The 25,956-nt window shown below is 71.4% G+C and carries 25 protein-coding genes and 2 pseudogenes; 13 read left to right on the top strand and 14 right to left on the bottom strand.

Going from position 1 to position 25,956, the window contains the following annotated elements; genetic code table 11:
• Positions 1-436: 436 nt before the first annotated feature.
• Positions 437-967, bottom strand: coding sequence for a hypothetical protein (locus ACFY9E_RS17530; RefSeq protein WP_390984509.1), 531 nt, complete (start codon positions 965-967; stop codon positions 437-439).
• 447 nt (positions 968-1,414) lie between these two features.
• Between ACFY9E_RS17530 and ACFY9E_RS17525 the strand changes: the two genes are divergently transcribed.
• Together ACFY9E_RS17525 and ACFY9E_RS17520 are read left to right on the top strand one after the other, a co-directional pair.
• On the top strand, positions 1,415-1,816 hold the full coding sequence (locus ACFY9E_RS17525; protein WP_390984506.1) for a gas vesicle protein GvpJ: 402 nt from the start codon (positions 1,415-1,417) through the stop codon (positions 1,814-1,816).
• A 216-nt stretch (positions 1,817-2,032) separates the two neighbouring features.
• Positions 2,033-2,188 (top strand): DUF6131 family protein, encoded by a 156-nt coding sequence (locus ACFY9E_RS17520; RefSeq protein ID WP_390984504.1) that lies wholly within the window; start codon positions 2,033-2,035, stop codon positions 2,186-2,188.
• Between the two features lie 104 nt (positions 2,189-2,292).
• Here the strand turns inward: ACFY9E_RS17520 and ACFY9E_RS17515 are convergent.
• Both ACFY9E_RS17515 and ACFY9E_RS17510 read right to left on the bottom strand, forming a co-directional pair.
• Positions 2,293-2,403, bottom strand: a pseudogene (locus tag ACFY9E_RS17515) (IS5/IS1182 family transposase); the annotation flags it as partial.
• 698 nt (positions 2,404-3,101) lie between these two features.
• The gene (locus ACFY9E_RS17510) at positions 3,102-3,851 is read right to left on the bottom strand and encodes an SDR family oxidoreductase (protein WP_390984501.1); all 750 of its coding nucleotides are present in this window, start codon (positions 3,849-3,851) and stop codon (positions 3,102-3,104) included.
• 123 nt (positions 3,852-3,974) lie between these two features.
• Between ACFY9E_RS17510 and ACFY9E_RS17505 the strand changes: the two genes are divergently transcribed.
• The 3 genes and pseudogenes from ACFY9E_RS17505 (at position 3,975) to ACFY9E_RS17495 (ending at position 6,670) form a co-directional block, all read left to right on the top strand.
• Entirely contained in the window at positions 3,975-4,409 is a 435-nt protein-coding gene (locus ACFY9E_RS17505) for an Rrf2 family transcriptional regulator (protein ID WP_390984499.1), read from the top strand.
• 185 nt (positions 4,410-4,594) lie between these two features.
• A pseudogene (locus tag ACFY9E_RS17500) lies at positions 4,595-5,404 on the top strand (IS5 family transposase).
• Positions 5,405-5,755: 351 nt separating this feature from the next.
• Positions 5,756-6,670, top strand: a complete 915-nt coding sequence (locus tag ACFY9E_RS17495; protein ID WP_390984496.1) for a LysR substrate-binding domain-containing protein — start codon at positions 5,756-5,758, stop codon at positions 6,668-6,670.
• Between the two features lie 45 nt (positions 6,671-6,715).
• Here ACFY9E_RS17495 and ACFY9E_RS17490 read toward each other — a convergent pair whose 3' ends face one another.
• Genes ACFY9E_RS17490 through ACFY9E_RS17440 form a run of 11 tightly spaced genes read right to left on the bottom strand, consistent with a single transcriptional unit; the run spans position 6,716 to position 16,188 of the window.
• Positions 6,716-8,296: an AMP-binding protein gene (locus ACFY9E_RS17490; protein WP_390984494.1), complete on the bottom strand. Its 1,581-nt coding sequence runs from the start codon at positions 8,294-8,296 to the stop codon at positions 6,716-6,718.
• Between the two features lie 12 nt (positions 8,297-8,308).
• Positions 8,309-8,866 (bottom strand): flavin reductase, encoded by a 558-nt coding sequence (locus ACFY9E_RS17485; protein WP_390984492.1) that lies wholly within the window; start codon positions 8,864-8,866, stop codon positions 8,309-8,311.
• On the bottom strand, positions 8,853-9,731 hold the full coding sequence (locus ACFY9E_RS17480; protein ID WP_390984491.1) for a hypothetical protein: 879 nt from the start codon (positions 9,729-9,731) through the stop codon (positions 8,853-8,855). Before ACFY9E_RS17480 ends, ACFY9E_RS17485 begins: the two co-directional genes overlap by 14 nt.
• The gene (locus ACFY9E_RS17475; RefSeq protein ID WP_390984488.1) at positions 9,728-10,330 is read right to left on the bottom strand and encodes a 4'-phosphopantetheinyl transferase superfamily protein; all 603 of its coding nucleotides are present in this window, start codon (positions 10,328-10,330) and stop codon (positions 9,728-9,730) included. Before ACFY9E_RS17475 ends, ACFY9E_RS17480 begins: the two co-directional genes overlap by 4 nt.
• The gene (locus tag ACFY9E_RS17470) at positions 10,327-11,439 is read right to left on the bottom strand and encodes an acyl-CoA dehydrogenase family protein (protein WP_390984486.1); all 1,113 of its coding nucleotides are present in this window, start codon (positions 11,437-11,439) and stop codon (positions 10,327-10,329) included. The genes ACFY9E_RS17475 and ACFY9E_RS17470 overlap by 4 nt, the downstream gene beginning before the upstream one ends.
• Positions 11,436-11,699 carry a phosphopantetheine-binding protein gene (locus ACFY9E_RS17465; protein ID WP_390984484.1) on the bottom strand — a complete coding sequence of 88 codons (264 nt, stop codon included), beginning with the start codon at positions 11,697-11,699 and terminating at the stop codon, positions 11,436-11,438. Before ACFY9E_RS17465 ends, ACFY9E_RS17470 begins: the two co-directional genes overlap by 4 nt.
• A 40-nt stretch (positions 11,700-11,739) precedes the next feature.
• Positions 11,740-12,591, bottom strand: coding sequence for a hypothetical protein (locus ACFY9E_RS17460; protein WP_390984482.1), 852 nt, complete (start codon positions 12,589-12,591; stop codon positions 11,740-11,742).
• Entirely contained in the window at positions 12,588-13,913 is a 1,326-nt protein-coding gene (locus ACFY9E_RS17455) for a TrpB-like pyridoxal phosphate-dependent enzyme (RefSeq protein WP_390984479.1), read from the bottom strand. The genes ACFY9E_RS17460 and ACFY9E_RS17455 overlap by 4 nt, the downstream gene beginning before the upstream one ends.
• Positions 13,910-14,191: a phosphopantetheine-binding protein gene (locus tag ACFY9E_RS17450; protein WP_390984476.1), complete on the bottom strand. Its 282-nt coding sequence runs from the start codon at positions 14,189-14,191 to the stop codon at positions 13,910-13,912. Before ACFY9E_RS17450 ends, ACFY9E_RS17455 begins: the two co-directional genes overlap by 4 nt.
• A 34-nt stretch (positions 14,192-14,225) precedes the next feature.
• On the bottom strand, positions 14,226-15,476 hold the full coding sequence (locus ACFY9E_RS17445) for a glutamate-5-semialdehyde dehydrogenase (RefSeq protein WP_390984473.1): 1,251 nt from the start codon (positions 15,474-15,476) through the stop codon (positions 14,226-14,228).
• Positions 15,469-16,188 (bottom strand): thioesterase domain-containing protein, encoded by a 720-nt coding sequence (locus ACFY9E_RS17440; RefSeq protein ID WP_390984471.1) that lies wholly within the window; start codon positions 16,186-16,188, stop codon positions 15,469-15,471. Before ACFY9E_RS17440 ends, ACFY9E_RS17445 begins: the two co-directional genes overlap by 8 nt.
• Positions 16,189-16,524: 336 nt before the next feature.
• Here ACFY9E_RS17440 and ACFY9E_RS17435 point away from each other — a divergent pair, with 336 nt between their 5' ends.
• Genes ACFY9E_RS17435 through ACFY9E_RS17400 form a run of 8 tightly spaced genes read left to right on the top strand, consistent with a single transcriptional unit; the run spans position 16,525 to position 25,874 of the window.
• The gene (locus tag ACFY9E_RS17435) at positions 16,525-17,841 is read left to right on the top strand and encodes a KamA family radical SAM protein (protein ID WP_390984468.1); all 1,317 of its coding nucleotides are present in this window, start codon (positions 16,525-16,527) and stop codon (positions 17,839-17,841) included.
• Between the two features lie 8 nt (positions 17,842-17,849).
• A complete protein-coding gene (locus tag ACFY9E_RS17430) occupies positions 17,850-19,091 on the top strand; it encodes an aminotransferase class I/II-fold pyridoxal phosphate-dependent enzyme (protein WP_390985103.1) in 1,242 nt (413 codons plus the stop codon).
• A 19-nt stretch (positions 19,092-19,110) separates the two neighbouring features.
• Complete coding sequence (locus ACFY9E_RS17425) at positions 19,111-19,377, top strand: phosphopantetheine-binding protein (protein WP_390984466.1); 267 nt, start codon at positions 19,111-19,113, stop codon at positions 19,375-19,377.
• A complete protein-coding gene (locus ACFY9E_RS17420; RefSeq protein ID WP_390984463.1) occupies positions 19,374-20,555 on the top strand; it encodes an acyl-CoA dehydrogenase family protein in 1,182 nt (393 codons plus the stop codon). Before ACFY9E_RS17425 ends, ACFY9E_RS17420 begins: the two co-directional genes overlap by 4 nt.
• The gene (locus ACFY9E_RS17415; RefSeq protein ID WP_390984461.1) at positions 20,548-22,095 is read left to right on the top strand and encodes an amino acid adenylation domain-containing protein; all 1,548 of its coding nucleotides are present in this window, start codon (positions 20,548-20,550) and stop codon (positions 22,093-22,095) included. Before ACFY9E_RS17420 ends, ACFY9E_RS17415 begins: the two co-directional genes overlap by 8 nt.
• Positions 22,089-23,369, top strand: a complete 1,281-nt coding sequence (locus tag ACFY9E_RS17410) for an aminotransferase class III-fold pyridoxal phosphate-dependent enzyme (protein ID WP_390984458.1) — start codon at positions 22,089-22,091, stop codon at positions 23,367-23,369. The genes ACFY9E_RS17415 and ACFY9E_RS17410 overlap by 7 nt, the downstream gene beginning before the upstream one ends.
• Positions 23,366-24,628: an ATP-grasp domain-containing protein gene (locus ACFY9E_RS17405; RefSeq protein ID WP_390984456.1), complete on the top strand. Its 1,263-nt coding sequence runs from the start codon at positions 23,366-23,368 to the stop codon at positions 24,626-24,628. The genes ACFY9E_RS17410 and ACFY9E_RS17405 overlap by 4 nt, the downstream gene beginning before the upstream one ends.
• Positions 24,621-25,874, top strand: coding sequence for an ATP-grasp domain-containing protein (locus ACFY9E_RS17400; RefSeq protein WP_390984453.1), 1,254 nt, complete (start codon positions 24,621-24,623; stop codon positions 25,872-25,874). The genes ACFY9E_RS17405 and ACFY9E_RS17400 overlap by 8 nt, the downstream gene beginning before the upstream one ends.
• Positions 25,875-25,956 lie beyond the last annotated feature (82 nt).

Here is a 25,956-nt window from a genome sequence, read left to right as displayed (position 1 = left end):
GAACAGACCAGATCAGAGGTCCGGCTCGGTGCGGTGCTCGAGGAACGGGTTGGGTCACGGCTCGCGGGTTGCCCGCACGGTGCGGTCTTGGTGCGTCGCGGCGGCGGCCTGGCCGGCTTGTCCGCGTGTGCCGGGGTAGTGGGGCTGCCCGGTACGCAGCGCCGACCCGCTCGTGCGGGTTCCGAGCGGGCCGACGCGTGCAGGCGACGCAGGCGCGGCTACGTGCCGGTCTTCCTGGATGCCCTCGGTGCCGCTCTGTTCTTCGCGGAGCCGGCTCGCACCGTCCGGACAGACCGCCCCGACGCCGGGCGTGGCGAGCCGGCGTGGCGAGCCGCCCGCGGTCTGCCCGGCGGCCATTCCCGATGGCATCCTTTCCGTGCACCCGGCCCAGCCGCGACGATCTCTCTTCGTGGCGTGTGCGGTGGGCTGCTGGGTGTCAGCTGCCGGCTGGCGTCACGCCGAACATCAGGGTGTGGCGTGGGACGTCGTATTGGACTGTCTGATTATGCTCCAGTAGATCCTTCAGGACGTCGGCGTCGTCGGCGTCGACCGTGAGGACCTCTTCCCCGGCTCCTTCGTCCAGGACCAGTTGCAGGGTGAAGGTGCCGCGCTGGCCGGGTTCTCCGGCCACCCAGCTGAACTGGTAGTGGTTGACTTGGCGAACTTTGATGGCGGCGTCTGTCAGGGGCTGCTCGACCTGTGTCATGACAACCGACTCCTTTTCTGTTCCCGTGCTCTTGCCCACGCCTTCCCGGCCGCCTGAAGTCCACTGTCTGAGGCAGCGTCTCGACGTCGCGGTGCTGCTGACCTGCCGGGCCCCTCTCCGCGTCTGCCGGGTGGCAGCGCGTGGACGATGCGGGCTCGAATACCTGGCGCGCCGGTCTTCGTCGACGCCTTCTGTGTCGATCTCTTCCTTGCGAACCTGGCCGCGCACCGTCTCCTCGTCCGTCTCTTCGGCCGTCGTCAAACGCACCCGCTCCACCGGTACCGCCTAGGTCTCTGCCGCAGGTTCCTCGTGCAGGGTGACCTGACGCTCGGCCTCACTGATGTCGGGCCCGGTCAGGGCCGCATCCGGCCTTCTCCGTGATCGGCTCGCGTTCGACGCGGGCCTCCTCCCGGCGTACCGGCCCGGTCTGCCGTACGTCTTCCCCGTGCGCTCCCCCTCTCTTCTCGCGTGCGGCTCGCTCCGTGTCCGGCTCACCACCCCAAAGGGTGTGAAACCGGAAACACGCATGTTGAATAGCGAAGCGACAAGCCCTCACTCCGGGTCCGCGCCAGATGGCGTCCGCCTCGTCGAGCTCGTACACGCGTTTGGTAGCAGGTGGTGGGGCTACTCGCCCTTGCAAGCCTGCGTCGCAGCGAGGAACAGCGCCGACGGGACCGCGCAGAGACAGACGACAAGGAGTTGGTCGCGATGACCGTCGCGACACAGCAGGGCGGCGGGGGCGGTTCCAGCGGCCTCTACGACGTTCTGGAACTCATTCTCGACCGCGGGCTGGTGATCGACGCGTACGTGCGGGTCTCCCTTATCGGTATCGAGCTACTCACGATCGACATACGGATCGTGGTGGCCAGCGTCGACACCTACCTTCGGTTCGCCGAGGCGTGCAACCGCCTCGACCTGGAAGCGGGGCCGCGCAAGCCGGCCGGGCTTACCGAGCTCACGGGGCAGGCGACCGAGTCCGGCGCGCGCGGCAAGACCAAGGGAGCCCTGTCCGGCGCCGCCGAGACAATCTCCGACGCCTTCCAGCAGGCGCGTGACGACGGCCGGGGACGTCAGGTGGAGCGGCCCGAGGCGCGCGGCAGAAGGGAATGAGAGATGATCACCCTGACTCGGCGATGACCGTCCGGGCCGCGACAACGGCGGATCTTCGCCGCCCCGGCAGGAATGCAGGAACGGCATAGTCCGGCAGACATCTTCAAGCGCCACGGTTACGCCCAAGGCCCCGCATTACGTCCGGTACTGGCACTTCCCCAAGGACGGTACTGCGGTCCACAGTGAAAGCAGCACTACTTCCCACCGGAGGCGGTCATGCTCCTCCTTGGCATCATCCTGCTGGTAGTCGGTCTCGTCACCGGCATATCGATCCTGTGGACGATCGGGATCATCCTCGTGGTCATCGGCGCGGTCCTGTGGATCATGGGCTCCATGGGACACGCGGTCGCCGGCCGCCGGCATTACTGGTAACGCTGCCTCAGCAGGCAGGACGACACCCTCGTGCAAGCTGACGCACGAGCCTGCGTCTGGCGTGTGCCGAATCGCCGTGTTCAGCTGCCCCGAGGCACCGCCACCTCCAAGGTCGGACGGTGGTTGGCCCACCGCCTACCGCGAATGGGATCGACAGGCATCCGCGGCGCGATCCGGTCCCCCATCGCATCAGTAATCACTCGTCGAACGGACATAGCCGATCAACGGAAGACACGCTGTGGTCGCCAGCAAGACGTCCTGCGTCCGCAAGGCACAGGAGGGTCCGTGCCGACTGCGTGACCGGCACGGACCCTGATTCTTCGACCTTCCGCAGCACGTGCGTGCCCGAGCGCCGGAACGTCGCGTCGGTCTTCCGCTCCCCGCACAGCGAGCGGCCGGCCAAAACAGGCCAATACCGAACGCCACCGCTTCGACGGACTCCTCCACCTGGGCCGAACTCCGCCAGCGTCATCGGCCGTGCCCTTTCGGTATGAGTCCCGGCATCTCACACCCGGAAGCGGACTGACACCACGACCGTCAAAAGCGCGGGCCCCTGGACAGAGTCCGGCGATGCGCGTCGCACCACGGGCCCGCTCCTCCGGTGTGACTCAACGCCCCTCTGGCCACGTCGAGCGAAGCTGGCCACTCGCTCCCCTCTAGTGCTCTGCAGGACGGGAAGGGCGTCGAAGCGCTGTCGTCTTCCCGAGGGCGTGGATGCACTGAGGTGTGCCGTGCTCTTCGATCTTGTCGACGACGATCTTGTCGATCGACCAGCGTGCGGCACAAGGCCTTATGAGCTCGTAACACGATCACGATCCGGGCTTCTTGAGGCGTGTCCACGCACACGCGGGTCGTTGGCGGTGCGCGCCCCGAAGGCGCGATGTCCTTCGGAGCGCGCGGCAGGGGTTCGGGTTCAGGCGTTGTAGCCGCCGTGGGCGTCCAGCACTGCGCCCGTGACGTACGACGCGGCGGGGCTCGCCAGGAAGGCGATCGCCGCGGCGATTTCGTCAGGGTGCCCCATGCGTTGCAGGGACAGCGAGCTGACCAGGGCCTTGAGGGTCTCGGGGTCCGGCGGTTGCATGCCGCCCTCCATCAGTCCGGCCTCCACGACATTGGCCGTGATGTTCCGGGGCCCGAGGTCGCGTGCGACGCCCATGGTGTACCTCTCGATCCCGGACTTGGTCGCCGAGTAGTCGGCAAGGCCGGGGGCGCCGACCCGGGAGCCCAGTCCGGAACTCACTGTGATGATGCGGCCGCCCGCGCGCAGCACTCGGGAGGCGGCCCGGATGACGGCGATCACGCCGAGGTAGTTGGTGGCGTGCATCCGGTCCAGTGCGGCGGTGTCGGCATCCGGGTCGTCCACCGTGCCAGCCACGGAGATCGCCGCGTTGTTGACGAGGATGTCCAGGCCGCCGAAGTGCGCGACCACGTCGTCGATCAGCGCCGGCGCCCGGCTCGTGTCCGCCTGGTCGGACTGGAAGGCGACGGCCTTGGCTCCCTTGCCGTGCACCTCGTCGACGACGGCCTGCGCCTGTTTCTCGGAGCTGACGTAGGTGAAGGCGACGTCGGCGCCCTGCTCGGCCAGCAGTCGTACGGTCGCGGCTCCCAGTCCGCGCGACCCCCCGGTGATCAGGGCGACTTTGCCCGTGAGTGGCTTGCTCATTCTTCTCACCTCGTTGATTGACCCTTCCCGGCAGTCGCAACGTTAATTGTTACGACAGGTTGTTGCAACCTGCACTGTTACGACTGCCGTAACATGAAGCGTTGCGGCCGAGAGGAGGAGTCCATGAGTGCCAACAGCAGGCTGACCATCGCCGCCCACGCGCTGGCCTGGATCGGCCTCTACCAGCGCCAGGGCCATGAGGTCGCCACCTCCGAGCAGATCGCGACCAGCGCGAACACCAACCCAGTGGTGATCAGACGGCTGCTCGGCGAGCTGCGCAGGGCCGGGCTCGTGGAGTCCCGGCGGGGCGTGGGCGCGGGCTGGTCGCTGGCACGCGAGCTGGAGTCGATGACCCTGCTCGACGTGTACGAGGCAGTGGAATCCGGCCCGCTGTTCGCAATGCACCGCACCACCCCGGACCAGGGATGCGTGGTGGGTCACGGCATCCAGCCGGCGATGCAGAGCATCTACGAGGGCATCGAGAAGACCCTGAGACACGAGCTGGCCCGCGTCACGCTCGCGAAGGTACTCCGGGACGTACTCGCGGCACCTCGCTAGCCTCCCCGTTACGCCCTGACATCACCAAGACTCCCATCCATGCCCAGGCCAGCGAACAGCCTGGCAACCAGTCACGCCGAAGACCGTTGCGGTATCAGGCCGTGTCCTACGAGCTCGTAACTTGATCTTGTTGTAGTGCCCGGGTCCGGCGTGACCGATGTGACGATTCCGCCGTTCGGGAGGATGTGAGCACCCGGCCTTGGATCGTGGACGACGACTTGTGGGCGCTGATCGAGCCGCTGCTGCCGCCCTGGCCAGAGAAGTCGCCGGGCCCACGGCCGGTACCGGACCGGCTGTGCCTGCAGGGCATCCTGTACGTCCTCTACAACGACATAGCCTGGCAACTCCTGCCGCTGGAGCTGGGATTCGGCTCGGGACAGACCTGCTGGCGGCGCCTGGACCGCTGGCAGCTGGCCGGAGTCTTCGACCAACTGCACCGCATCCTGCTCACCGAGCTGAACGCGGCCGGCGAACTCGACTGGTCCCGCGCGTGCGTGGACGGCTCCCACATCCGCGCGAAAACGGGGGCGCCGACACCGGTCCGTCGCCGGTCGACCGCCGCAAGACGGGCAGCAAACACCACCTGATCTGCGACGGACGCGGCACCCCGCTCAAGGTCATCACCACCGCGGCCAACGTCAACGACGTCACCCAGACCCTCGCCCTGGTCGATGGCATCCCGCCCGTGGCCGGACGGCCCGGGCGGCCGCGCCGCCGCCCCGACTCGCTCCTCGGTGACAAGGGCTACGACTCCAACCCCGCCCGCCGGGAGTTGCGCAAGCGGCGGATCCTGCCGGTCATCTCCCGCAAGGGCGCCCCGAAACATCAAGGGCCTGGGCAAACTCCGTTACGCCGTGGAGCAGACCCTCGCCCTGCTCCACCAGTTCAAACGCCTTGCCGTCCGTTGGGAACGCCGAACCGAACTCCACGACACCTTCGTCTCGTTGGCCTGCAGCCTCATCTGCTGGAGACGCCTCAATAAGGCCCACCCATGATCGTGTTACGAGCTCTATGGGCTTCCTGCGTGGCCGCGACGAGCGGGCCGCTGCCATGGACCGGTCGACCAGAGTGCTCGCCGATTACGTCTCGGCCTCGGCGAGCTGCGGTGCGGAAAGGGCGGGCGATCCGGCTGCGCGCCCCGGACGCCGGACCTGTCGTCCGCGTTCGCTGAACTGACGTGAAATCGCCCTTCCGGGAAAAGGCGCCTCCCCATAAATGCCAGTACCAAACATGTTGATGAGAGAGAAGGGTGACGCTACGCTCGCAGACACCGTGATCGCTCGTATGCCATTCACGACCGGAATGACAGACGACGTAGCGGGGGAAGAAAGCCGACGTAGTGCGGCTTGCATTTCGACGGGTCGACTGACACGGGGGAAGAATTGGATACGCGGCATCTCGAGGCATTCCTGGGCGCCGTGGACGCGGGAAGTGTGACACGGGCTGCGAGCATGCTCCGGGTGACCCAGCCCACGGTGACCAATCGCATCAAGGCACTGGAGCGGTCGCTCGGTCTGCCCCTGCTGGAGCGCTTACCGGGCGGTGTCCGGCCGACGAGAGCTGGCCGCTCCATCCTGGAACAGGCCCGCGAGATACTGCGGCTCAGCGGTCACGTCCGGCGCATCGCGGACGCGTCACTCACGCCGCAGGGGAAAATCTGCGTCGGTGCGTCGGAAAGCCTTATCAACCACCGACTGCTCCCGCTCATCGAATACTTGCTCCTGCGCTATCCGGACATGGACGTATCGCTCCGGCTGTCCACCCCTCAAGAGGCACTCGTCATGCTGCACAACGGGGAGATGGACTGCGTGTTCATGATAGGAAGCGGAGCGTCGCACGAGGATCTGGAGTACTCCGATCTCTGCCCCGAGCCGTTCGCTCTGGTGGCCGGAGAACGACCTGGTCCCGGCCGCCCGGGCACCGAGGAGGCGGTGTCGTCGATTCTCGTCAGCGCCGACCTCGACATCCGTCACTGCGGCGGGCTCCTGAACGAGGTCGAGTCGACCCTGCGGCCGGGGCGGACGCTGAGGCTCGATTCCATCACCGCGGTGAAACGCATGGCCGAGAGCGGCATCGGCATGGGACTGCTTCCCGAGGTCACCGTGGCCGAGGACATCGCCGACGGCCGGCTCCGCAGGGTCGTGGACTGGCGACCCGCCACCTCCACCTACACGCGGGCCCTGTGGCGGCGCGGCGACGCCGGGCACCCTGCCCTCGACGCCGTGCTGAAGGCCGCCTCCGACGTGGTCAGCGCAGACTGAACGGGCTCCGGGCCCGTTGCGGGAGCCACGGAGCCCGTGGGCCGCTCAGGCCGCGTCCGTGAGGAGCTGGGCGAGCAGCCGCCGGTGGTCGGTCTTGCCGTGCTGGTTGACGGGGAGGCTTTCCACGATACGCACCACGCTGGGTGCCATGTACGCGGGCATCGAGCGCAGGCAGAACGCGAGCAGATCGCTCTCGGCCGATGGGGCCGCTCCGTCGGCCAACACGACGAACGCGCTCAACTCAGCGTTACCGTCAGGCCCCTTGTACACCACGACGGCCGCCTCACAGACCTCGGAGTGGGCGAGCAGCCGTCGCTGCACCTCGGCCGGTTCCACGCGGTTGCCGCGGATCTGCACCTGGGAGTCCCGACGCCCGCAGAAACGCAGCGTGCCGTCGGCGGCCCGGAAGGCCAGGTCACCGGTCCGCAACAGGCGCTGCCCGGAGCGGGGCTCCAACGGGTCGGTGACGAGGACGGCGTCCGTGGCCTCGGCGTCCCCCCAGTAGCCGGTCATCAGGGCCGGGCTGCGCAGGTACATCTCGCCGACGACGCCCTCCTCGCACACGGGTGAGCCCTCTGTGTCCAGCAGGAGGATGTCGGTGCCCCGGTGCCCGTTGCCGATCGACAGGTGCGTCACGTCCTCGGGGAGCGGGTCGGGGACCTCGGCGAAACTGGCCGCCATGGATTCCGTCGCCCCGTAGCAGTTGATCAGCCGGATGCCGGGCCGCAGGCGCTGGAGGTGGCGCAGTTCGCCCAGCGGGAACTCCTCCCCGCAGAAGAGCACTCCGCGCAGATCGGGCAGGTCGGCCAGCTGGTCGGGGATGTGGCGCAGCGACTGCCGCCAGATGGACGGCACGCCGTTGACCTGGGTCGCCCGGGTGACGCGCAGCACCTTGAGGAACCTCGTCGGCCAGCGCAGCAGAGCCCGCGGGACGGGGGCCACCGCCGCTCCGCTGCCCAGCGCCATGCCGATGTCCAGCAGCGAGAAGTCGAACTGGAGTGGGGACGTCGACGCCACCCGGTCGCCCATCGACACGAACCCCTCGGCGATCATGCCCCGGTAGAAGGCGACGACGGACCGGTGACTCATCACCACGCCCTTGGGCCGGCCCGTGGTGCCCGACGTGAAGATGATGTAGGCGGTGTCGGTCGGCGTCACGGCGCGCCTCAGCCGCTCACGGGGCACCGGCGGGCGCGGCACCTCGATGCTGCCCCCGCCGAACCGGCCGTGGCCCACGGCCGCACCGGGTTCCCCGTCGACGGTCAGGCAGAGCGCGGGCTCGGCCAGCCGCTCGATCGTCTCCCGCCGTTCGGCCGGCGTCTCCGGGCTGACGGGGACGAAGGGCAGCCCGCGCGACGAACACGCCAGCACGAGGGCGACGGCCTCGGCGGACGTGTCCGAAACGATCATGACGCGGTCGCCGATCCGCAGGCTGAAGCGGTCCAGTTCAGCGGCATACCGCTCGGCGGCCTCACGCAGGCCTCGGAAGGTCGTCACCCGTTCCACGCCGTCCGCGTACTCCACCACGGCGGGATGGTCGGGGTGCGTGGCCGCGGCGGCCAGGAGGAACTCGTCGAAGCGTTCGTCGGGCCGGTGGGTCACCGCAGGTGCGGAAGTCGCTGGCATGGTCTCTCCAGGTCAACGCAGGTTGCCGGCCGCGGCCGGGGCGGGCGGTACGGGTGTGGCGATGTGCGGTTCCCCGGTGACGAGCACCAGCGGGGAACCGGGGGCCGTGCTCAGATGGCGTACGGTGCCGACGACCAGGACGTGGTCGACGGAGGTGAAGGTCTCCGCGACGTCGCAGGTCATCACGACGGCGGCGTCGTGCAGGACGGGAACGCCCCGGACCACGGCGTGCGGCGTGTCCCGGAAGCGCTGTGCCGGGGTGCCGGTGGCGAAGCGCCGGACCAGCGGCCCCTGCGTGTGGGACAGCACGTTGACGGCGAAGCGGCCCGCGCCGAGCAGGTGGTCCAGGGTGCGTCCGCCCGTGCCGAAGGCCAGCAGCACGCTCGGCGGCGCCACGGACAGCGACATCAGCGAGGTCGTGGTGCACCCCACCGGCCCGTTCGGTCCGAGGGCGGTGGTGACCGCGACGCACTTGGCCAGACCCGTCATCGCCGCGCGGAAGAGTGCTTCGTCCACCCCCGTCTCGGCCGACGGGGCCGCCTGGGCAGTCGAGGTCTCAACCCCGAGCACGGCTCACCTCCATGCCGGTCGTGAGCCCGGCGAGGGTGTCGAGCGCCCGCTCGACCACACCCGTGCGGGGGCGTCCGCGCTGTGCGGAGTCGGCGGCGAAACGCAGGGCTTTGGGCAACTGCGTCCAGGCGTCGGCCAGGTCCGGGTCAGGGTTCGGCCCCAGGCGGTGGAGCTGGTGCCGGGACGCCGCCCACAGGTCGTCGACGTGCCGTTCCAGCAGGTCCCCGTCGGAGGTGAGGCGGTCCCGCAGGTACGCGAACACCTCCCGCGGCTCGCGCAGCCAGGTGCCCGGCCACTGCGCCGGGGCGCCGGCCGGGGGCGTGACGGCCCGGCGCAGCCAGCGGTAGGCATCCATCGGGCCGATGTCCACCGGTTCTCCCAGGGCGTGCACGTCCCGGTTGCGGACGGCCGGGTCGAGCCGACCCACCGGCGTCAGTGCCCGGCGCAGCGAGTCGTCGTCGAGGACTCCGGCGTAGGGCAGTTGCTCGCCGCTGGGCATCAGGGCGTGGAACGGGTCGGCCACGAGCCACCCCTTCGTGTCGTGGGCCCGCAGCAGGAACCAGTGGGGGACGGTCCGCACCCCGTGGTGCGGAGACCAGGGCAGGTGGAAGGCGTTGCCCGACACGATCACCTGCCCCTGCTCGGCGAGCAGGCCGGCGAGCGCGGCACGGGCCGAAGGCCAATCGGGGCGATGGTCGTGGACCAGGGTCCCGCCGTCGATGCGGTCGTGGTGGGAGAAGGCGAGCGTGCCGCCCGGTTCGTCGGTGCGCACCCACAGGTGCACCGCCGACGCCAGACGGTCGGCCGCCGCGCCTCCCAGGTACTCCACCAGCGTGGTGGAGTAGCAGGACAGGGCAGGTGTCATGGTGTCGCCTCCCAAGCACAGGCCACGGGTACGTCGATGAGGTCTCGCACCTTGCGCCAGCGCAGTCCGCGCCAGTCACCGTGGTCGAGATGCGGGGGCACGTCGATGCTCCAGGGGCGCCCCCCGATGCCGGTGCCGTGGGCCTTCACGCAGGCCTCCTGGACCGTCCAGATCTCCGTGAAGACGGTGTGCCGCAGGGGCGCCGGCATGCGGTACAGGTGGTTCGTGTACGGGGCGGCGCACCGCCGGACCATCGAGTGGCCGACGTGCTCCGGCGGCACCTGCACGTCGACCCCGACGCGGCGGCCGGACGCGACGGCCACGACAGTGTGCTCCCCGTCGTGGGAGATGCTGATGCCGGGCCGGGACCGGCCCGGCAGGAGCGGCTTGCCGTTGTGGCCGGCCACGACCGGCTCGCCGGCATCGTCGGGTGCCACCTCGGCGAGCAGCCCGCGCAGGAGTGCACGCCCCGCCAGGATCTGGCGCGCGCGCCAGGCCGGCCGGCCTTGTGCCGTGGCGAGGTCGGCGGGGGTCAGGCGGCCGGTAAACGCCTCACCGGTGGCCACCCACACTCCCGGGGTGATCTCCAGGACCCTCACGGCAGCTCCCCCGGACCGCTCTGGGCGGCCGTTTCGGCGACGATGCTCAGAACGACCTCGGTCGTGCCGCCGCCGATCCCGAACAGGGCGCCCTGCGCCCGCAGGTGCTGGGGGCCGCCGGTGCGGAAACCGTGCGCGCCCTGGAGGTGGGCGCACACGTCGAGGACGTACTCGACGGTCTCGGCGGCGCTGGCCTTGAGCAGCGCGGCGGCCGAGGTGTCACGGCGGGCGGCGACGGCCTCGGTGAGGCTCTCGGTCAGGGCGCGGTGCTGACGGGAGCGCAGCAGTGCGCCCGCCCAGCGCTGGCGTATCCCCTCCCGCTCCCACAGGACCCCGCCGCCGTGGCGGCGCCGCCCCAGGTAGCGGGCGGTATCGCGCAGCACCCGCTCGCACAGCGCGACCGCCCACAGTGCCCCGGCCAGCCGCTCGGTGGCGATGTGGGCCGCGAACGCGCTCAGTCCCCGGCCGGTACCGCCCACGACGTGGTCGCGGGTCAGCCGGACGCCGTCGAAGGTGAGGTGACCGGTCCCGGAGCCGTCGAACAGTTCCGTCTCGGCCGGTTCCGCGCGCACGCCTGGCGCGTCGGCCGGTACGAGCACCCAGGTGAAGTTGGTGAAGTGGGGTCCCGGCCGGTGACGCGCGAGGACCAGGGCGGCACCGCACGTCGTCGCGTTGGTGATCCAGCGCTTGGTTCCGTCGAGCCGGACGTGGTCCTTGTCGAAGGAGACGCGCGTGTCCAGTGCCGCCAGGTCGCAGCCGGAGTCCTCGTCGGTGGCGGCGAGGGCCACGACGGTACGCCCGTCGAGGCTGTCGGCGAGCGTCCGGGCGGCCGGGCCGGTCCCCCCGGCCAGCAGCGGCAGGCAGGTGGCCAGCGGCACGGTCACGGCCAGCGTCGAGCCGACGCCGAAGCGGCGGTCGACGTCCGTCAGCAGGGAGCTCAGCGCGGCCGCGTCGACGCCCCGGCGTGGATCGTTGCCGCGGTAGACCCCGGACAGCCGGTTCTCCGCTCCGAGGACACGCCAGAGGTCGGCGCCGCTCGCGTCGGCGGGCAGTGTGCCGAGCCGGGAGCCGGCCGCGGCGGCGGGATCCCGCACTGCGGAGACGCTCATGCCACCGCCCTGCGGTCTCCCTCGGCGGCACCCTGCGCCCGCTGCACCGCGGCCCACAGACTGCCGGCGGTGGCGAAGGTGGTGTCGTTGAGGTCCTCGTCCGGAAGGGAGACCCCGAGCCCGTCCTCGATGGCGAAGAGCAGGTCGATGGCCTTCATGGAGTTCATCCCGAGGTCGTGCAGGCGGCTGTCCTCGGTGAGGGGACGGTCCCCGAGGTTGGGGAGGAAGGGCGTCAGCAGGTCGATGAAGGGCTGGTTCACGGCTTCTCCGTCGCTTGGGTGGTGGTGAGGATCGGCAGGGTCAGGGTCGGTGGGGCCGCACGGCGAACACCTCGCGATCGGCGGTCAGCAGGGACGCCAGTTCGGGCAGGAGGGTCCCGGGGGCCGGCCTGCCCCGTTCGGCGCGCCGCTGGGCGATGAACGCGGTCTGGGTGAGCCGGTCCCAACGGCGCAGGTGGTCCTCCGCGTCCAGCCGCTCGCCGAGGTGCTCGCGGTAGGCGGCGTGCAGGTGCCGGGCCCGCGTCAGCAGCCAGGTCTCCGCGGTCAGCCGGCGCAGAGCGGCGAGCCCGTCGGGGTGGGCGGTGTAGGCCTCGACGTATGCCGCCGGATCGTCCAGGGACAGCTCCGGCCGGGGCACGCGGTACTCGGGCACCGGCGACAGGGTGCACGCGAAGGAGGCGGTGGGCAGGCGCTCCCAGGGGAACGTCCACCGGCCGGGCCGGGCCGGCCCCCACGCCGTCTCGTTGTCGTACGCGTCCTCGACCTCGGCTCCGTCCCGGTGCGCACCGGCCAGGAAGCTGTGCTCCATGCGCGCCCGGCCCGCGTAGGGCAGCCACGGCATGTCGTAGGAGTCGGCTACGGCGTAGACCACCGACGCCCGTTCGGCCATGGCGCGCAGCCCGTCCGCGGGGACGCGGTGGGCGAAGGCGTCCGGCCGCAGGCCCACGAGAGCGGCTCCGTCGCGCAGGTGCTCCTCCGGCGGGGGGTCCACCGTGGGCAGACCGTCGGGGCCGGGCCGCGGCCGGAAACGCAGCCGCGCCCCCAGCGCGAGATGCCGTCCCGGCCCGTGCCGGCGGTCCGCGAGGACCGCCAGGTTGACCTGCACGCAGTCGAGGATCCCGGTCCGCACGGACGGGGCGGCGGTGGCCGTCACGGGCGCGTCTCCACCCGCGTCAGCCCGGCCACCGCACGGGCGAGCGCTTCGTCGGGCGGGGACTGGTCCTCGACCCCGCCGTCGAGGAAGTGCTCGTAGGCCCCGAGGTCCAGGTAGCCGTGGCCGCTGACGCACACCAGGACCCCGCCGGTGGCGTCGGGCGAGGTGGCGATGCGGGCGGCGGCCGCCAGGGCGTGGCCGGACTCGGGCGCCGGCAGGACGCTCTCGTGGCGGGCGAGCAGCCGGCCCGCGTCCAGGGCGTCCGCCTGGCTGACCGCCATGGCGTCGATGTCCCCGCTGTGCCGCATCGCGGAGATGAGCTTCGCCGCGCCGTGGAAGCGCAGGCCCGCGGTGTGCGCGTCCGGGATCCGGTAGTCGCTGCCGATGGTGTACATGGCCTCCATCGGGCCGCTGCCGGTGGCGTCGGTCTTGTCGTAGGCGTAGACACCGCGGGTCAGCTTCGGTGTGCTGCTGGACTCGGCGGCGACCAGCCGGGGCCCCTCCCTGCCAGCCGCCCTGGCCGTGGCGTGGAAGGGCAACGCGATGCCGCCGAAGTTGGATCCGGCGCCCACGCAGCCGACGACCGCGCCGATCTCGGCGTCCAGCTCCGCGAGTTGCTCCTCCGCCTCCAGGCCGATCACGGACTGGTGCAGGATGCTGTACGTCTCCCCGCTGCCGATGCAGAAGGCCACCCGGTCGTGTTCCGCCGCGTACTCGACGGCCTCCCCGATGGCCAGCGAGAGGCTGTTGCCGGCGGCCGGGCCCTCGTTGGCGGAGACCTTGGTCATGCCGCTGGGGCTGGCGTGCACCTCGGCGCCCAGCATGCGCATCAGGACCCCGCGGTAGGGCTTGCGGCGAAGGCTGGACTCGACCATGAAGACCCGGCAGCGCAGTCCGAACAGGGCGCACGCCGCAGCCATGGCGGTGCCCCACTGGCCCGCCCCGGTGCCCGTGACCAGCTCCTTCACCCCGGCCTTCCGGTAGTAGTAGGCCTGCGCGAGAGCCGTGTTGAGCTTGTGGCTGCCCGAGATGTTGACGCCCTCGTTCTTGACGTACACGGGGACGCGGGCGCCGACGGCCTCCTCGAAACCGCGGGCACGCCACAACGGGGTCGGGCGGTACTGCCGGTAGCGTTCGACGACCGGCGCGGGGATGTCCCAGTACTCACGGGCGGAGATGCTGTGCCGGATCAGCTCGGTCGGGAGGTTGATCTTTATCTCTCCGGCCTCGTCACCGGGGCGGGGCGGGGTGCGGTCCGGAGGCAGGGGCTCGGACAGATGCGGGAGGACGCTGCGCCAGCGAGTCGGGATCCCGTGCGTCACCGCCCTACCTCCGCGGCCGTCACGACGTCGATCAGGTCCCGGACGGTACGGAAGCTGCGCCCCACGAAGAGGTCGTCGGGGAGGGTGACGTCCAGCTCGTCCTCGATCCGCACGAGCATGCCGACGAAGCCGAGCGAGTTGACGTTCAGCAGGTCCCCGACGAGTGGTTCGTCGTCGCTGACGCTGTCGGGGGGAAGGGACAGCCGTGACTCGGCGATGACCACCTTCTTGACGACGGTGGCGACGGCGTCCCGGTCGAGGGACAGTTCCTGGGGCATGGCAGGCCTTTCGGGGAAGAGGGGAGGCCGGACGTCAGCCGCGCAGCGCGCCGGCGCCGTCGGTGACGTAGCTGTGGGTGACCAGTGCGCCGAGCGTCACGGGACCGCGCACGTGCAGACGGCCGGTGGCGATGGCGATCTCGGTGCCCAGACCGAGGGTCGGACCGTCGTGCAGCCGCAGAGAGCCGTTGACCACGACCATCGCCGCGTCGGCGCGGCGGCGGAAGGCGTCGATGACGTGCCGGTCCCGGGCGATGACGCCCTCGGTGTGCCCGGAACCGTGGCGGCGGACGTGGTCCAGTGCGGCGTTCTCGTCGTCGACCGGCACGACGGCGACGACCGGGTCGAGGAACTCCCGGCCCAGATCGTGCGCGGCGAGGGGTTCGGTCTTGAGCGCGCTGGGGACGAGAGCGTCCAGTTCGGGGGCCGTGTGCAGGGTCAGCTCCGCCTCACGGCCCGCCAGCCCGCGCGCCAGGGCCTCGAGGTAGTCCCGGGCGACGGCGCGGTCGAGCAGCAGTGTCTCCACGGAGGTGCAGCCGGCCGGCTCGGGCAGCTTGCTGTCCAGCGTGGCACGCACGGCGAGGTCCAGGTCGGCGCTGCGGTGAACATAGAGGTGGTTGACGCCGCCGCCACTGGCGATCAGCGGGATGGCACTGGTACGGCAGTGCTCCACGAGCGCGGGAGAGCCGCGCGGGATGAGCACGTCCACCTCGTCGGGCCGCTTCAACAGGGCCCGCAGCAACCGGCGCTGCGGGTCGTCCAGCACCGTGACGAGGCCCGTGGGCAGTCCCGCTCGGGTGAGCGCGGCGTGCACGGCCCGTTCGACGGCGGCGTTGGTGGCGGCCGTCTCCTTGCCGCCGCGCAGCAGTACGGCGTTCCCGACGGCGACCGGGAGCAGGGCGCCGTCCACGGTGACGGTGGGCCGCGCCTCGTAGACCATCAGGACGACGCCGAGGGGCCGCGGGACGCGGTGGACGTGCCGCGCCGCACCGGAGACGGGCACCTCCGTCTCGCACACCTTCCGCAGTTCGTCCCGGGTCATCGCGGTGAGCTCGACCATCCGGTCCCGGTGGACGTCGGTCAGACGCAGCCGCTCCACCAGCGTGGGCGGCATGCCCAGCCGCTGGGCCGTGGCGACGTCCGCCGCGTTGGCCCTGGCGATCTGCGGCCAGTGGGCGACGAGTTCCTCGCCGAGGGCACGGCAGTACCGGTCGTAGGCGGGGTCGCCCACGGGCGGGGCCGCGTCGAACGCCGCGCGGGCCCGGCTCAGGAGACCGTCAGGCATGCTGCTCCTCCGTTGTCGTGAGGAAGGCCCCGAGGTGGTCCAGGAGAAGGGGCAGCCGCTCGCCGTCGAAGGCGGTGAAGTGGTCGCCGGGCAGCGGCCGTACGGTCAGGTGCGTGGCCACCTCGCGCCAGGCCGCCAGGTGGTCGTCGTTGTCCTCGTCCGCGCACGGCATCAGCAGTGTGGGGCAGTCGTGGCGCGCCTCGGCCCGGTAGGAGACGACGGCGTCCAGGTGCGCGTCGGCGGTCGCGGCGACCCGGTCGGCGGGGACGCCGCTGTCGTCGGCGGCGAGGGAGGCGTGGACCCGCTCGCGCCACCGTCGTGCGGCCGCCGGGTCACGGTCGATGCGGGCGGCGGGGCTGTCGACCATCACGACCCGTGGCCGCTGTCCCTCCTCGGCCAGCCGGGCGGCCAGCTCCCAGGCGAGCACGCCGCCGAGTGACCAGCCGAACAACAGCTTCGGTGGCTCGGGGAGTTCCGCCAGCAGCGACCAGTAGCGGTCCGTCATGGCGGCGACGCTGCGGTCCGGCTCCTCCCCCGGCGCCAGCCCGTACCCGCGCAGGGCGACGACCGGGCCGGACCGGCGCAGGGCGAACCCGACGCCCGTGTAGGCCCCGACACCACCGCCGGCGGCGTGGACGAGGACGCTGCACCTCCCGGGCCGGGGCCGGCCCATCGGCATGAGCACCGGCTGGGCGACATCCGGGCGGCTCATGGTGTGCGTCCGCGACGCGGGCAACGGATCATCAAGGATCTTTCCTTCCGCACTCAATGGCACTGACGAGAAGCGACTTCCGCGCCACCCACCTTTCAAACGAATTCCGTTCGCACCCCATAGAGGGCTCTTATCTTCTTCGACTGCGGGCATTATGAAAGCAGGTCAGGGGCGAAATTAGGCACTCTTATCGACGCCATGCGAAGCATTTATGGCTTCGGAAACGACCTCGAATCAACGAATCCCAGCGGGGTAATCGGCGCTCGACGCCACGACCGCCGACAAGGGCCGGCCTGCCGTCGCCCAGCTATTCCGCCGAATTCAGAGGGACCCCGCATGACACTGATGCTCGACCAACCGGTCGGCACTACCCGCTTCCGTGCCTTCGGTCCGCGGCAGATCGACGACATCGCCCGGCGCTACGGGCTCTCCCCGCAGATCCGGGACGGCATCGCCCTGCTGGCACACGTCCTGCCGTTCCGCGTCAACGAGTACGTGCTCGATCATCTGATCGACTGGACGGACCCGGCGCAGGACCCGCTCTTCCGCCTGGTCTTCCCCCAGCGTGGCATGCTCCCGGAAGACGACGAGCGCTCCCTGGAGTCGCTCGTGCGCTCCGGGGCGACCAAGCGCGAGATGGCCGCCGAGGTCGCACGGATCCGCGCCGGACTCAACCCCCACCCCTCCGGGCAGCGCGAGTACAACGTGCCGGTGCACGAGGGCGAACGGCTGGCCGGCCTGCAACACAAGTACCGCGAGACGGTGCTGTACTTCCCCACGCAGGGACAGTCCTGCCACTCCTTCTGCACCTACTGCTTCCGGTGGGCGCAGTTCGTGGGAGACCCGTCCCTGCGCTTCGCCGCCCCCGGCCCGGACCGGCTCGTCCGCTATCTGCACGACCACCCCGAGGTCAGCGACGTCCTGGTGACGGGGGGCGACCCGATGGTGATGAGCACCGACCGCCTCACCGGGCACCTGGAGCCGCTGCTCGGCGTGGAGAGCGTCAACACCGTCCGCATCGGCACCAAATCCCTGGCCTACTGGCCGCAGCGCTTCGTGAGCGACGCGGACGCCGACTCGCTGCTGCGGCTCTTCGAGCGGATCACGGCCGCGGGCAAACAGGTCGCCGTCATGGCCCACTTCACCCACCCCCGCGAACTGCGCACCGCCCGGGTGACCGAGGCCGTGCGGCGGATCCGGGCCACGGGAGCCGTGGTCTACTGCCAGGCCCCGATGGTCGCGCACATCAACGACGACGCCGAAACCTGGGCCTCCATGTGGAAGTCCGAACTGGCGCTCGGCGCGGTCCCGTACTACATGTTCGTCGAACGCGACACCGGCCCCTACGACTACTTCAAGGTGCCGCTGGCCCGCGCGATGGAGATCTTCCACACCGCCTACCGCACCCTGCCGGGTCTCGCCCGCACCGTGCGCGGCCCCGTGATGTCCACCACGCCCGGCAAGGTCGTGGTGGACGGCGTCGAGACCCTCGGCGGGGACCGGTACTTCCAGCTGCGGCTGGCACAGGCCCGCAACCCCGCCCTGGTCGGCCGCCCGTTCCGGGCGCACTACGACCCCAGTGCCACCTGGCTCAGCGACCTCGAGATCGCGGCGGACACGCCGCAGGACATCCGGGAGGCGCTGCGGCCGTGAACGCCTCGATGTCCCCCAATCTCGCCCTCAACGAAGAGGTCGCGCGGCTGCGGGCCCAGGGCCGGTCCGTCGTCCACCTCGGCTTCGGCGAGTCCCGGCTGCCCGCCTTCGCCCCCCTGGTGGAACAACTGCGCGCCGGGGCCCACCGCAACGCCTACGGGCCCGTGGCCGGAGCGCCCGACGCCCTCGCCTCGCTCGCCGGCTACTTCGAGCGCCGCGGCCTGCCCACCGGCCCGCGGGACGTCCTGCTCGGCCCCGGCAGCAAGCCGCTGCTCATGGCACTGAACCTGGTCCTGCCGGGAGACGTGCTCCTGCCGCGCCCCAGCTGGAACTCCTACGAACCGCAGGCCCGCATGGCCGGGAAGAAGGTGTACGGCGTCCCGATCCCCGCCGAATGCGGCGGCATCCCCGACCCGGACGCCCTGCCGGAGACCATCGAGCGCGCCCGCCGGACGGGAGGCGACCCTCGCATCGTCGTGCTCACGCTCCCCGACAACCCGACCGGCACGCTCGCCACCGCCGGGCTGATCGAGCGGGTGTGCCGGATCGCCGAGGCGGAGGACCTGACCGTCGTCTCGGACGAGATCTACCGCGACGTCATGCACCGGCCCGACGCCCCCTTCCTCAGCCCCGCCGAAGTGACCCCCGACCGCACGGTGGTGACCACCGGGCTGTCCAAGTCCCTGGCGCTCGGCGGCTGGCGCATCGGCGGCCTGCGGGTGCCCCCCGGCGCCCGGGGACGCGACCTGCGCGACCGGCTGGTCGCGGTGGCCAGCGACATGTGGTCCACGCTGTCGGGCCCCATGCAGCAGGTCGCCGCGTACGCCTTCGGCGACCCGCCCGAGATCCGGCAGCGGCTGGCGGCGAGCGCACGACTGCACGGAGCCGTGGCCCGTGCCGTGCACGCCGCGGCGATCGCCGCCGGAGCCACGTGCCGGCCGCCCACCGGGGCGTTCTACGTCTACCCCGACTTCGAGCCGCGGCGCGAGGCACTGGCGCAGCGGGGGGTGGCCGGATCGGCGGCGCTGGCCCGTCATCTGCTCGACGAGCACGGCCTGGCCGTCCTCGCGGGACACCACCTCGGCGACGATCCCGGCGCGCTGCGCTTCAAAGCCGCCACCAGCATGCTCTACGGCGACACCGACGAGGAGCAGGAGGCCGCCCTCGCGGCCCCCGACCCGCTCGGCCTTCCGCACGTCGCCGACGCCCTCATCCGCGTCGCAGAAGGCTTCGCCAAACTCGGCGCCTGACCACACCCGGGAGACATCAATGGAGACACCCGACGTCCACGCGGTCGTCACCGGCATCACCGCCGAGGTCCTCGGCGTCGACCGGGCCGACCTGCACAGCACCAGCGTGCTGACCGCCCTGCCCACGTTCAGCTCCTTCCGCATCGTGGAGATCGTCGAGCGGGTCGAGGAGGAACTCGACACCGAGGTCGAGGCGAGCGAACTCACCCCGGACAACCTCAGTCGCCTGGACACGCTCATCGCCCTCTTCGAGCGGACCCTGCGCACCAGCGGGGTGCCCGGATGACCGTCACCGACCTCCCCCGCACGACGTGGCGCCCCGCCGACCTCGAACGTGCCGTCTCCGAGGTCGAGTCGGAGGCCGCCCGGCACGCCGAGGCCTGCGACCGCGAGGCGCGCTTCCCCGCCGAGGCGCTGGAGGCCATGCGCCGCACCGGCCTCCTCGGGCTCCTGGTGCCCGCCGAGGACGGCGGTCCCGGCGGCGGCATGGACGAACTGCTGGCCGTGAGCAGCCGTCTTTCCCGCACCTGCATGTCGGTCGGCATGATCTTCACCATGCACTGCCAGCAGGTGGCCGCCGTCGTCCGGGACGGCGGCCCCCTCCGGGAGCGGCTGCTGCCCCGCATCGTCCGCGGCGAGCTCTACCTCGCCTCGGTGACCACCGAGGCCGCCACCGGCGGACACCTGCTGTCCTCCGGTTCCCCGCTGGCGGCCGGCGACGACTCCACCGTCCGCGTGGACCGCTTCGCCCCCGTGGTGACCGGAGGCAGCCACGCCGACGGTTTCCTCATCACCGCCCTGGCCCCGGACGCCACGTCCCCGTCCCAGCTGTCGCTGGTCTACGCCGAGCGCGACCAGCTCACCGTCACGGTACGGGGGGACTGGAACCCGATGGGCATGCGCGCCACCCACAGCGCGCCCCTGCACCTGGCCGGCGAGATCCCCCGCGACCAGGTCATCGGTGAGCACGGGGCGTTCCGGGACATCGCGGTACGCACCTTCGCCCCGCTGGCCCACCTCGGCTGGGCGGCGTGCTGGCAGGGCGCCGCCGACGGCGCGCTCCAGCGCGTCGTGACCCTGCTGCGGGCCGAGCGGCACCGCTACGACCTGGACTCTCCCCTGCTGCTCACCCGCCTCTCGCGGGTCCGCCAACGCCTGGACACCGTCCACGCGCTGATCACGCACGCCGCGTCGGTCCTCGCCTCGGCCGAGGACACCACGAGCGCGCCGGTGCAACTCCTGATCAACGCGGTGAAACTGACCGCGTCGGAGCTGTGCCCGGCGGCGGCCGACGAGTTGACGGACCTGATGGGCATGCGCCACGGCTACCTGCGGGACTCGCCGACCGGCCTCGAGCGGACGCTGCGCGACCTGCGGTCCGCCCCGCTGAACTACAGCAACGACCGACTGCACGCGGCGGACGGCGTGCTGGCCCTCATGGACCGGGAGGTCCGCCATGTCTGACTCACTGTTCGACCTGTTCTCCGCAAGCGCACGACGGCACGCGGACCGGCCCGCCCTGAGCGCGGCCGGCGCGACCCTCACCTACCGGGAGCTGGCCCGGACCGCCGAACGCCTCGCGGCCCACCTCGGCCCGGTCCCACCGGGAGCGCGCATCGGACTGCTGGCCTCCCGCTCACCGCTGGCGTACGCCGGATACCTGGCCATCCTGCGCACCGGGGCGACCGTGGTCCCGCTCAACCCGATCTTCCCCGCCCAGCGCAACGCCGCGATCGCCGCCCGGGCCGGCCTGCGGACCGTCCTCACCGACATCGCGCTGCGGGATCTGATGCGCGAGAGCGCGGTCCCGCTCGCCCTGGCGACGGCGGACGGCACGCCGTCGGGGCAGCCCTCCTCGGCGGCGTCGGCCGACGGGACCACGGCCGGGACGGGTGGCCCGGCCGCGTCGCCGCCCGCCGGCGAGGCCCCCGCGTACATCCTCTTCACGTCGGGCTCGACGGGTGTCCCCAAGGGCCTGCCCATCGCGCACGGCAACGTGCTCCCCTACATCGCCCACCAGGTGGAACGCTACGAAGTCGCTCCGGGCGACCGGCTGAGCCAGACCTTCGACCTGACCTTCGACCCGTCCGTGTTCGACATGTTCGTCACGTGGGCCGGAGGCGCCACCCTGGTCGTACCGCAGCGGGAGGACCTCGCCGACCCGGCCGCCTTCGCCCGGGAGCATCGGCTCACGCACTGGTTCTCCGTGCCGTCGGTGGTCTCGCTGGCCGCACGCATGCGCAGGCTGCCGGCCGGGTGCCTCCCCGACCTGCGGTGGGGTCTGTTCGCGGGGGAACAGCTGACCCTCAAGCAGGCGGCCGCCTGGCACCGGGCGGCACCACAGGCGGTCATCGAGAACCTGTACGGCCCCACCGAACTCACCGTCACCTGCACCGCCTACCGGCTGCCCGCCGACCCCGCCGACTGGCCGAGGACCCGCAACGCCTCCGTGCCGATCGGCCACCGCCTGCCGCACCTGGAGCACGTCGTCCTGGACGAGACGGGCAGCCCCGCGGCCGAGGGCGAGCTGTGCGTACGCGGCGTGCAGCGCTTCGCGGGCTACCTGGACCCGGAGAACAACGCGGGCCGCTTCCTCGACTGGGAGCCCGGCGCCGGGGCCCGCGTCCACGACACGCACGACGTCCCGCCGGCCCGGCTGTGGTACCGCACCGGCGACCGGGTCGTGGAGGAGGACGGGGTTCTGACCCACCTCGGCCGGCTGGACGCCCAGGTCCAAGTCCACGGCTACCGCGTGGAGCTGGGGGAGGTCGAGGCGGCCCTCGGCAGCCACCCCGGTGTCGAGGACGCCGCCGTCCTCTTCGACGGCACCGACCTGAGGGCCCTCTATGTGGGCGCCTCGGTGCCGGTGGCGGAACTGGCCGGATGGGTGGCGGGCCGGCTGCCGGCCTACATGGTCCCCGGCCGGTTCCTGCGGGTGGACCGCTTCCCGCTCAACGACAACGGCAAGCTCGACCGCAAGAAGCTGGAGACGCTGGCATGCTGAGGAACGACCACGACGCACTCTGGCACAACTCCCTCACGCCGCAGACCGTCCGGGACGGTGGCTTCGACGCCACCGCCGTCGTGCACGGCAAGGGCTGCCGCGTGCAGGATGCCACCGGCACCTGGTACCTGGACGCCCGGGCGGCGATGTGGAACACGACCCTCGGCTACAGCTGCGAACGGATCGTGGACGCCGTCACCGAACAGCTCCGCCGGCTGCCGGTGGCCCAGATCATCCGCTACGAGGAGCCCTCCGAGGTCTCCCTGCACTATGCCCGCCGACTGGTCGCCGAACTGCCCGACCCTCTCAACCATGTGCGCTTCGGCAGCACCGGCTCCCAGATGACCAGCGCCGCGGTGCTCATGTCGCGCTTCGTGCGCAAGGTCCGCGGCGAGACGCAGCGCGTCAAGGTCCTCGCCTTCACCAACGGCTATCACGGCACCGGGGGCCTGGCCGGCGCGCTCACCGGCGAACGGCAGATGCACGCACTGCAGGCCCCGCTCGCCCCGGAGGTGCACCATGTCCGGCCCTGGGATCTGGACGCCCTCGAACGGGCCGTGCAACGGCGCGGGCCGGAGAACATCACCGCCGTGATCGTCGAGCCGATCATGGGCACCGACGTCGTGCCCGCCCCCGAAGGGGCCCTCGCCGCGATCCGGGAACTGTGCGACCGGCACGGCATCCATCTCATCGCTGACGAGGTCACCACGGGATTCGGCCGGACGGGCGCGATGTCGGTGATGGCCTCGCAGGGCGTCCTGCCCGACATGCTGGTGCTGGGCAAGGGCATCACCTCCGGCTACTTCCCGCTGGCCGCCCTGGTCTGCTCGGACGCCGTCTTCGACGAGGCCGTCTCCCGTCCGGAGTACGTCTTCCCGCACGGCTGCACCGCCGACGGCCATCCTGCCGCCATGGCCGCCGGACTGGCCGTCCTGGACGAACTGGCTGACGGCACGCTGCTGGAGCGGGTGCGGACGACCGGGGCGGAGATCCGCCGGCGGGTGCGCGCGGCGGCCGAGGAGATCGAGCTGATCCACGACGTGCGCGGCGAAGGCCTGATGATCGGCGTCGAGCTGCGCCGGGAGTCGGGCCGGCTGGGTGAGAGCGAGATGGCGCAGGTGCGCCACGCCTGCAAGGCCGCCGGTCTGCTGCTGACCAGCACCAACAACACGCTCGTGCTGATGCCGCCGCTCGTGCTGGGAGAGGAGGAGGCCGACGAACTGGTGGAGCGGCTGACAGCCGCGCTGCGCACCGTCGTCGGGCACGGCTCGTGACCCGGCGTCCCGCCGTCGCGGTCGTCGACGGCTTCGGGTCCGCCGCCCGGCTGGCGAAGGCGTTCGACGACGCCGGGCACGACTGCGTGCGGGTGCAGAGCACCGTCGACATACCCGCCCACTACCGCAGCGAACTGGACCTCGGGCTGTACGCCGACAACCTCGTCCACACCGGCGACGTCGAGGCGACCGCCGCGCGGCTGGCCGACTACCGGACGATCGCTGTGATCGCGGGAGCCGAGCAGGGCGTCGAACTCGCCGACGCCCTGTGCGAGGCCACCGGCCTGCCGGGCAACGGCACCGCGCTCAGCCACGCCCGGCGCACCAAGGACGTGCAGACGCGGACCGTGGCGGCGGCCGGCCTGCCCACGGCACGTCAGCTGACGGTCGAGGACGCCGCGCAACTACAGGCGTGGCATGGGCGGCTGGGCGGGCGGGTCGTGGTCAAACCGGTCCGCAGCGCCCGCAACGACGGGGTGAGCGTCTGCGACAGCCCGGCCGAGTCCGTCGCCGCCTACGAGCGGGTCCGGCGCGCCGTCAACGACTTCGGCCTGCGCAACGAGGGGGTGGTGGCGCAGGAGTACCTGACCGGCACGGAGTTCGTGGTCAACACCGTCAGCCGGGACGGGCGCCACCGCGTCACCGACACCTGGCGCTACCAGAAGATCGACGTCAACGGCGTCCGGGACCGCATCAACGGCATCCTCTCGCTGCCGCCGTCGGACCCGCGCTGGAGCCGGCTGCGGGAATACGCCTTCGCGGTGCTCGACGCCCTCGGCATCGCCCACGGGCCCGCCCATCTCGAGATCATCATGACCTCCGACGGCCCTCGCCTGGTGGAGCTCGGCGCCCGCCTGTGCGGCGCGGACGTGGCCCGGTACGCCGTCCTCGTCACCGGTGAGTCGCAGATCGACCGCACGGTGCAGGCGTACACGGACCCGGAGGCCTTCCTCGCCGACGTCGACACCCCCTACCGCAGGGACGGCCACGCAGCGATGGCGTTCCTCGCCTCCCCGCTGGAAGGCCGCCTCAGGTCGTACCCGCTGCTCGGCGAAGTGGAAGGCCTCGACAGCTACCAGGGCATGGCGCTGCGGGTCACCCCGGGACAGCAGCTGCGCCGCACGGTCGACGACGGCACCGAACCCCTCGCGGTCGGTCTGGCGCACGACGATGCCGCGACGGTCGAGAAGGACCTCCAGACCGTCTGCTACCTCGACGGGTACGGCTTCTACGAAGTGGAGCAAGGACACCATGGCTGACCCACGCACGATCGCCCTCGTCGATCCCTACGGCGCCGTCAACAAGGTGGGCCAGGCGTTCCGCGAGGCGGGGCTCGACTGCGTCCGTGTCCAGTCCACACCGCAGGTCCCGCCCTCCTACGGACCGGCGGACCTCACCGGCTACCGGGACAACCTCGTCCACGACGGGACCTTCGAGGACATGGTCGAGCGGCTGGCGAAGTTCGACCCGCGGGCCGTCGTGGTGGGCAGCGAGCTGGGGGTGGAGTTCACCGACCGGCTCAACGAGGCCCTGGGCCTCCCCGGCAACGGAACCGCGCTCAGCGAGGCCCGCCGCGACAAGTACGTCCAGATCGAGGCGCTCAGGGCGGCCGGAGTGCCGACCACCCGGCAGGAGCGCGTCGACTCCCCGCAGGAGCTGGAGGCGTGGCACCGGTCGATGGGCGGCCGGATCGTCGTGAAGCCGGTGCGCAGCGCCCGCAACGACGGGGTGTCGTTCTGCGACGCCCCCGAGCAGTCGGTCGCCGCGTACCACCGGATCATGTCCCGGGACAGCGTCTTCGACGTCCCCAACGAGGGCGTGGTCGCCCAGGAGTACCTCCGGGGCGTGGAGTTCGTGGTGAACACCGTCAGCTGCCGGGGCCGGCACCGGGTCACGGACGTCTGGCGCTACCAGAAGATCACGGTCAACGGCATGCGCGACCGGATCAACGGCATGACCTCGGTCCCGAGCGACGACGCGGACTGGCACGCCGTCGCCGAGTACTCCTACCGCGTCCTCGACGCCCTCGGCATCCTCTGGGGCCCGGTGCACCTGGAGGTCATGCTCACCGGTGCGGCACCGCGCCTGGTCGAGGCCGGCGCGCGGCTGTGCGGGGCGGACGTCGCCCGGTACGCCGTCCTGCTGACCGGCGAGTCCCAGATCGACCGGACCGTGCAGGCGTACGCCGACCCGGAGCGGTTCCTCGAGGAGGTCGACGCCCCGTACGCCGTGGAGAACCACGGCGCCATGGCCTTCTTCGCCTCGCCGTACGAGGGCGTCCTGCGAGGCTACCCGCACATCGGTCTGATCGAGGAGCTGGAGAGCTGCCGGGGCGTCACCCAGCGTTTCAAACCCGGCGAACGCCTCGTGCGCACGATCGACGACGAGAGCGAACCGGTCACGGTGGGTCTGATCCACCCGGACCGCTCCGTCCTCCTACAAGATTTCGCCACTGTCTGCTATCTGGACGGCTTCGGCTTTTACGACGTGGAACCGGGGCACTGAGAAGTCTCACCGCCGTTCCCGGAACCGATCGTCCGGGGGCGGCGGCGCCGGTGCCGACCGGCACCGGCGACAGGACCGAGAT

This window comes from Streptomyces sp. NPDC012466 (assembly GCF_042955215.1).
Lineage (GTDB): Bacteria > Actinomycetota > Actinomycetes > Streptomycetales > Streptomycetaceae > Streptomyces.
Note: the sequence above shows the minus strand (reverse complement) of the source record. Positions and strands in the feature narration are given on the sequence as shown.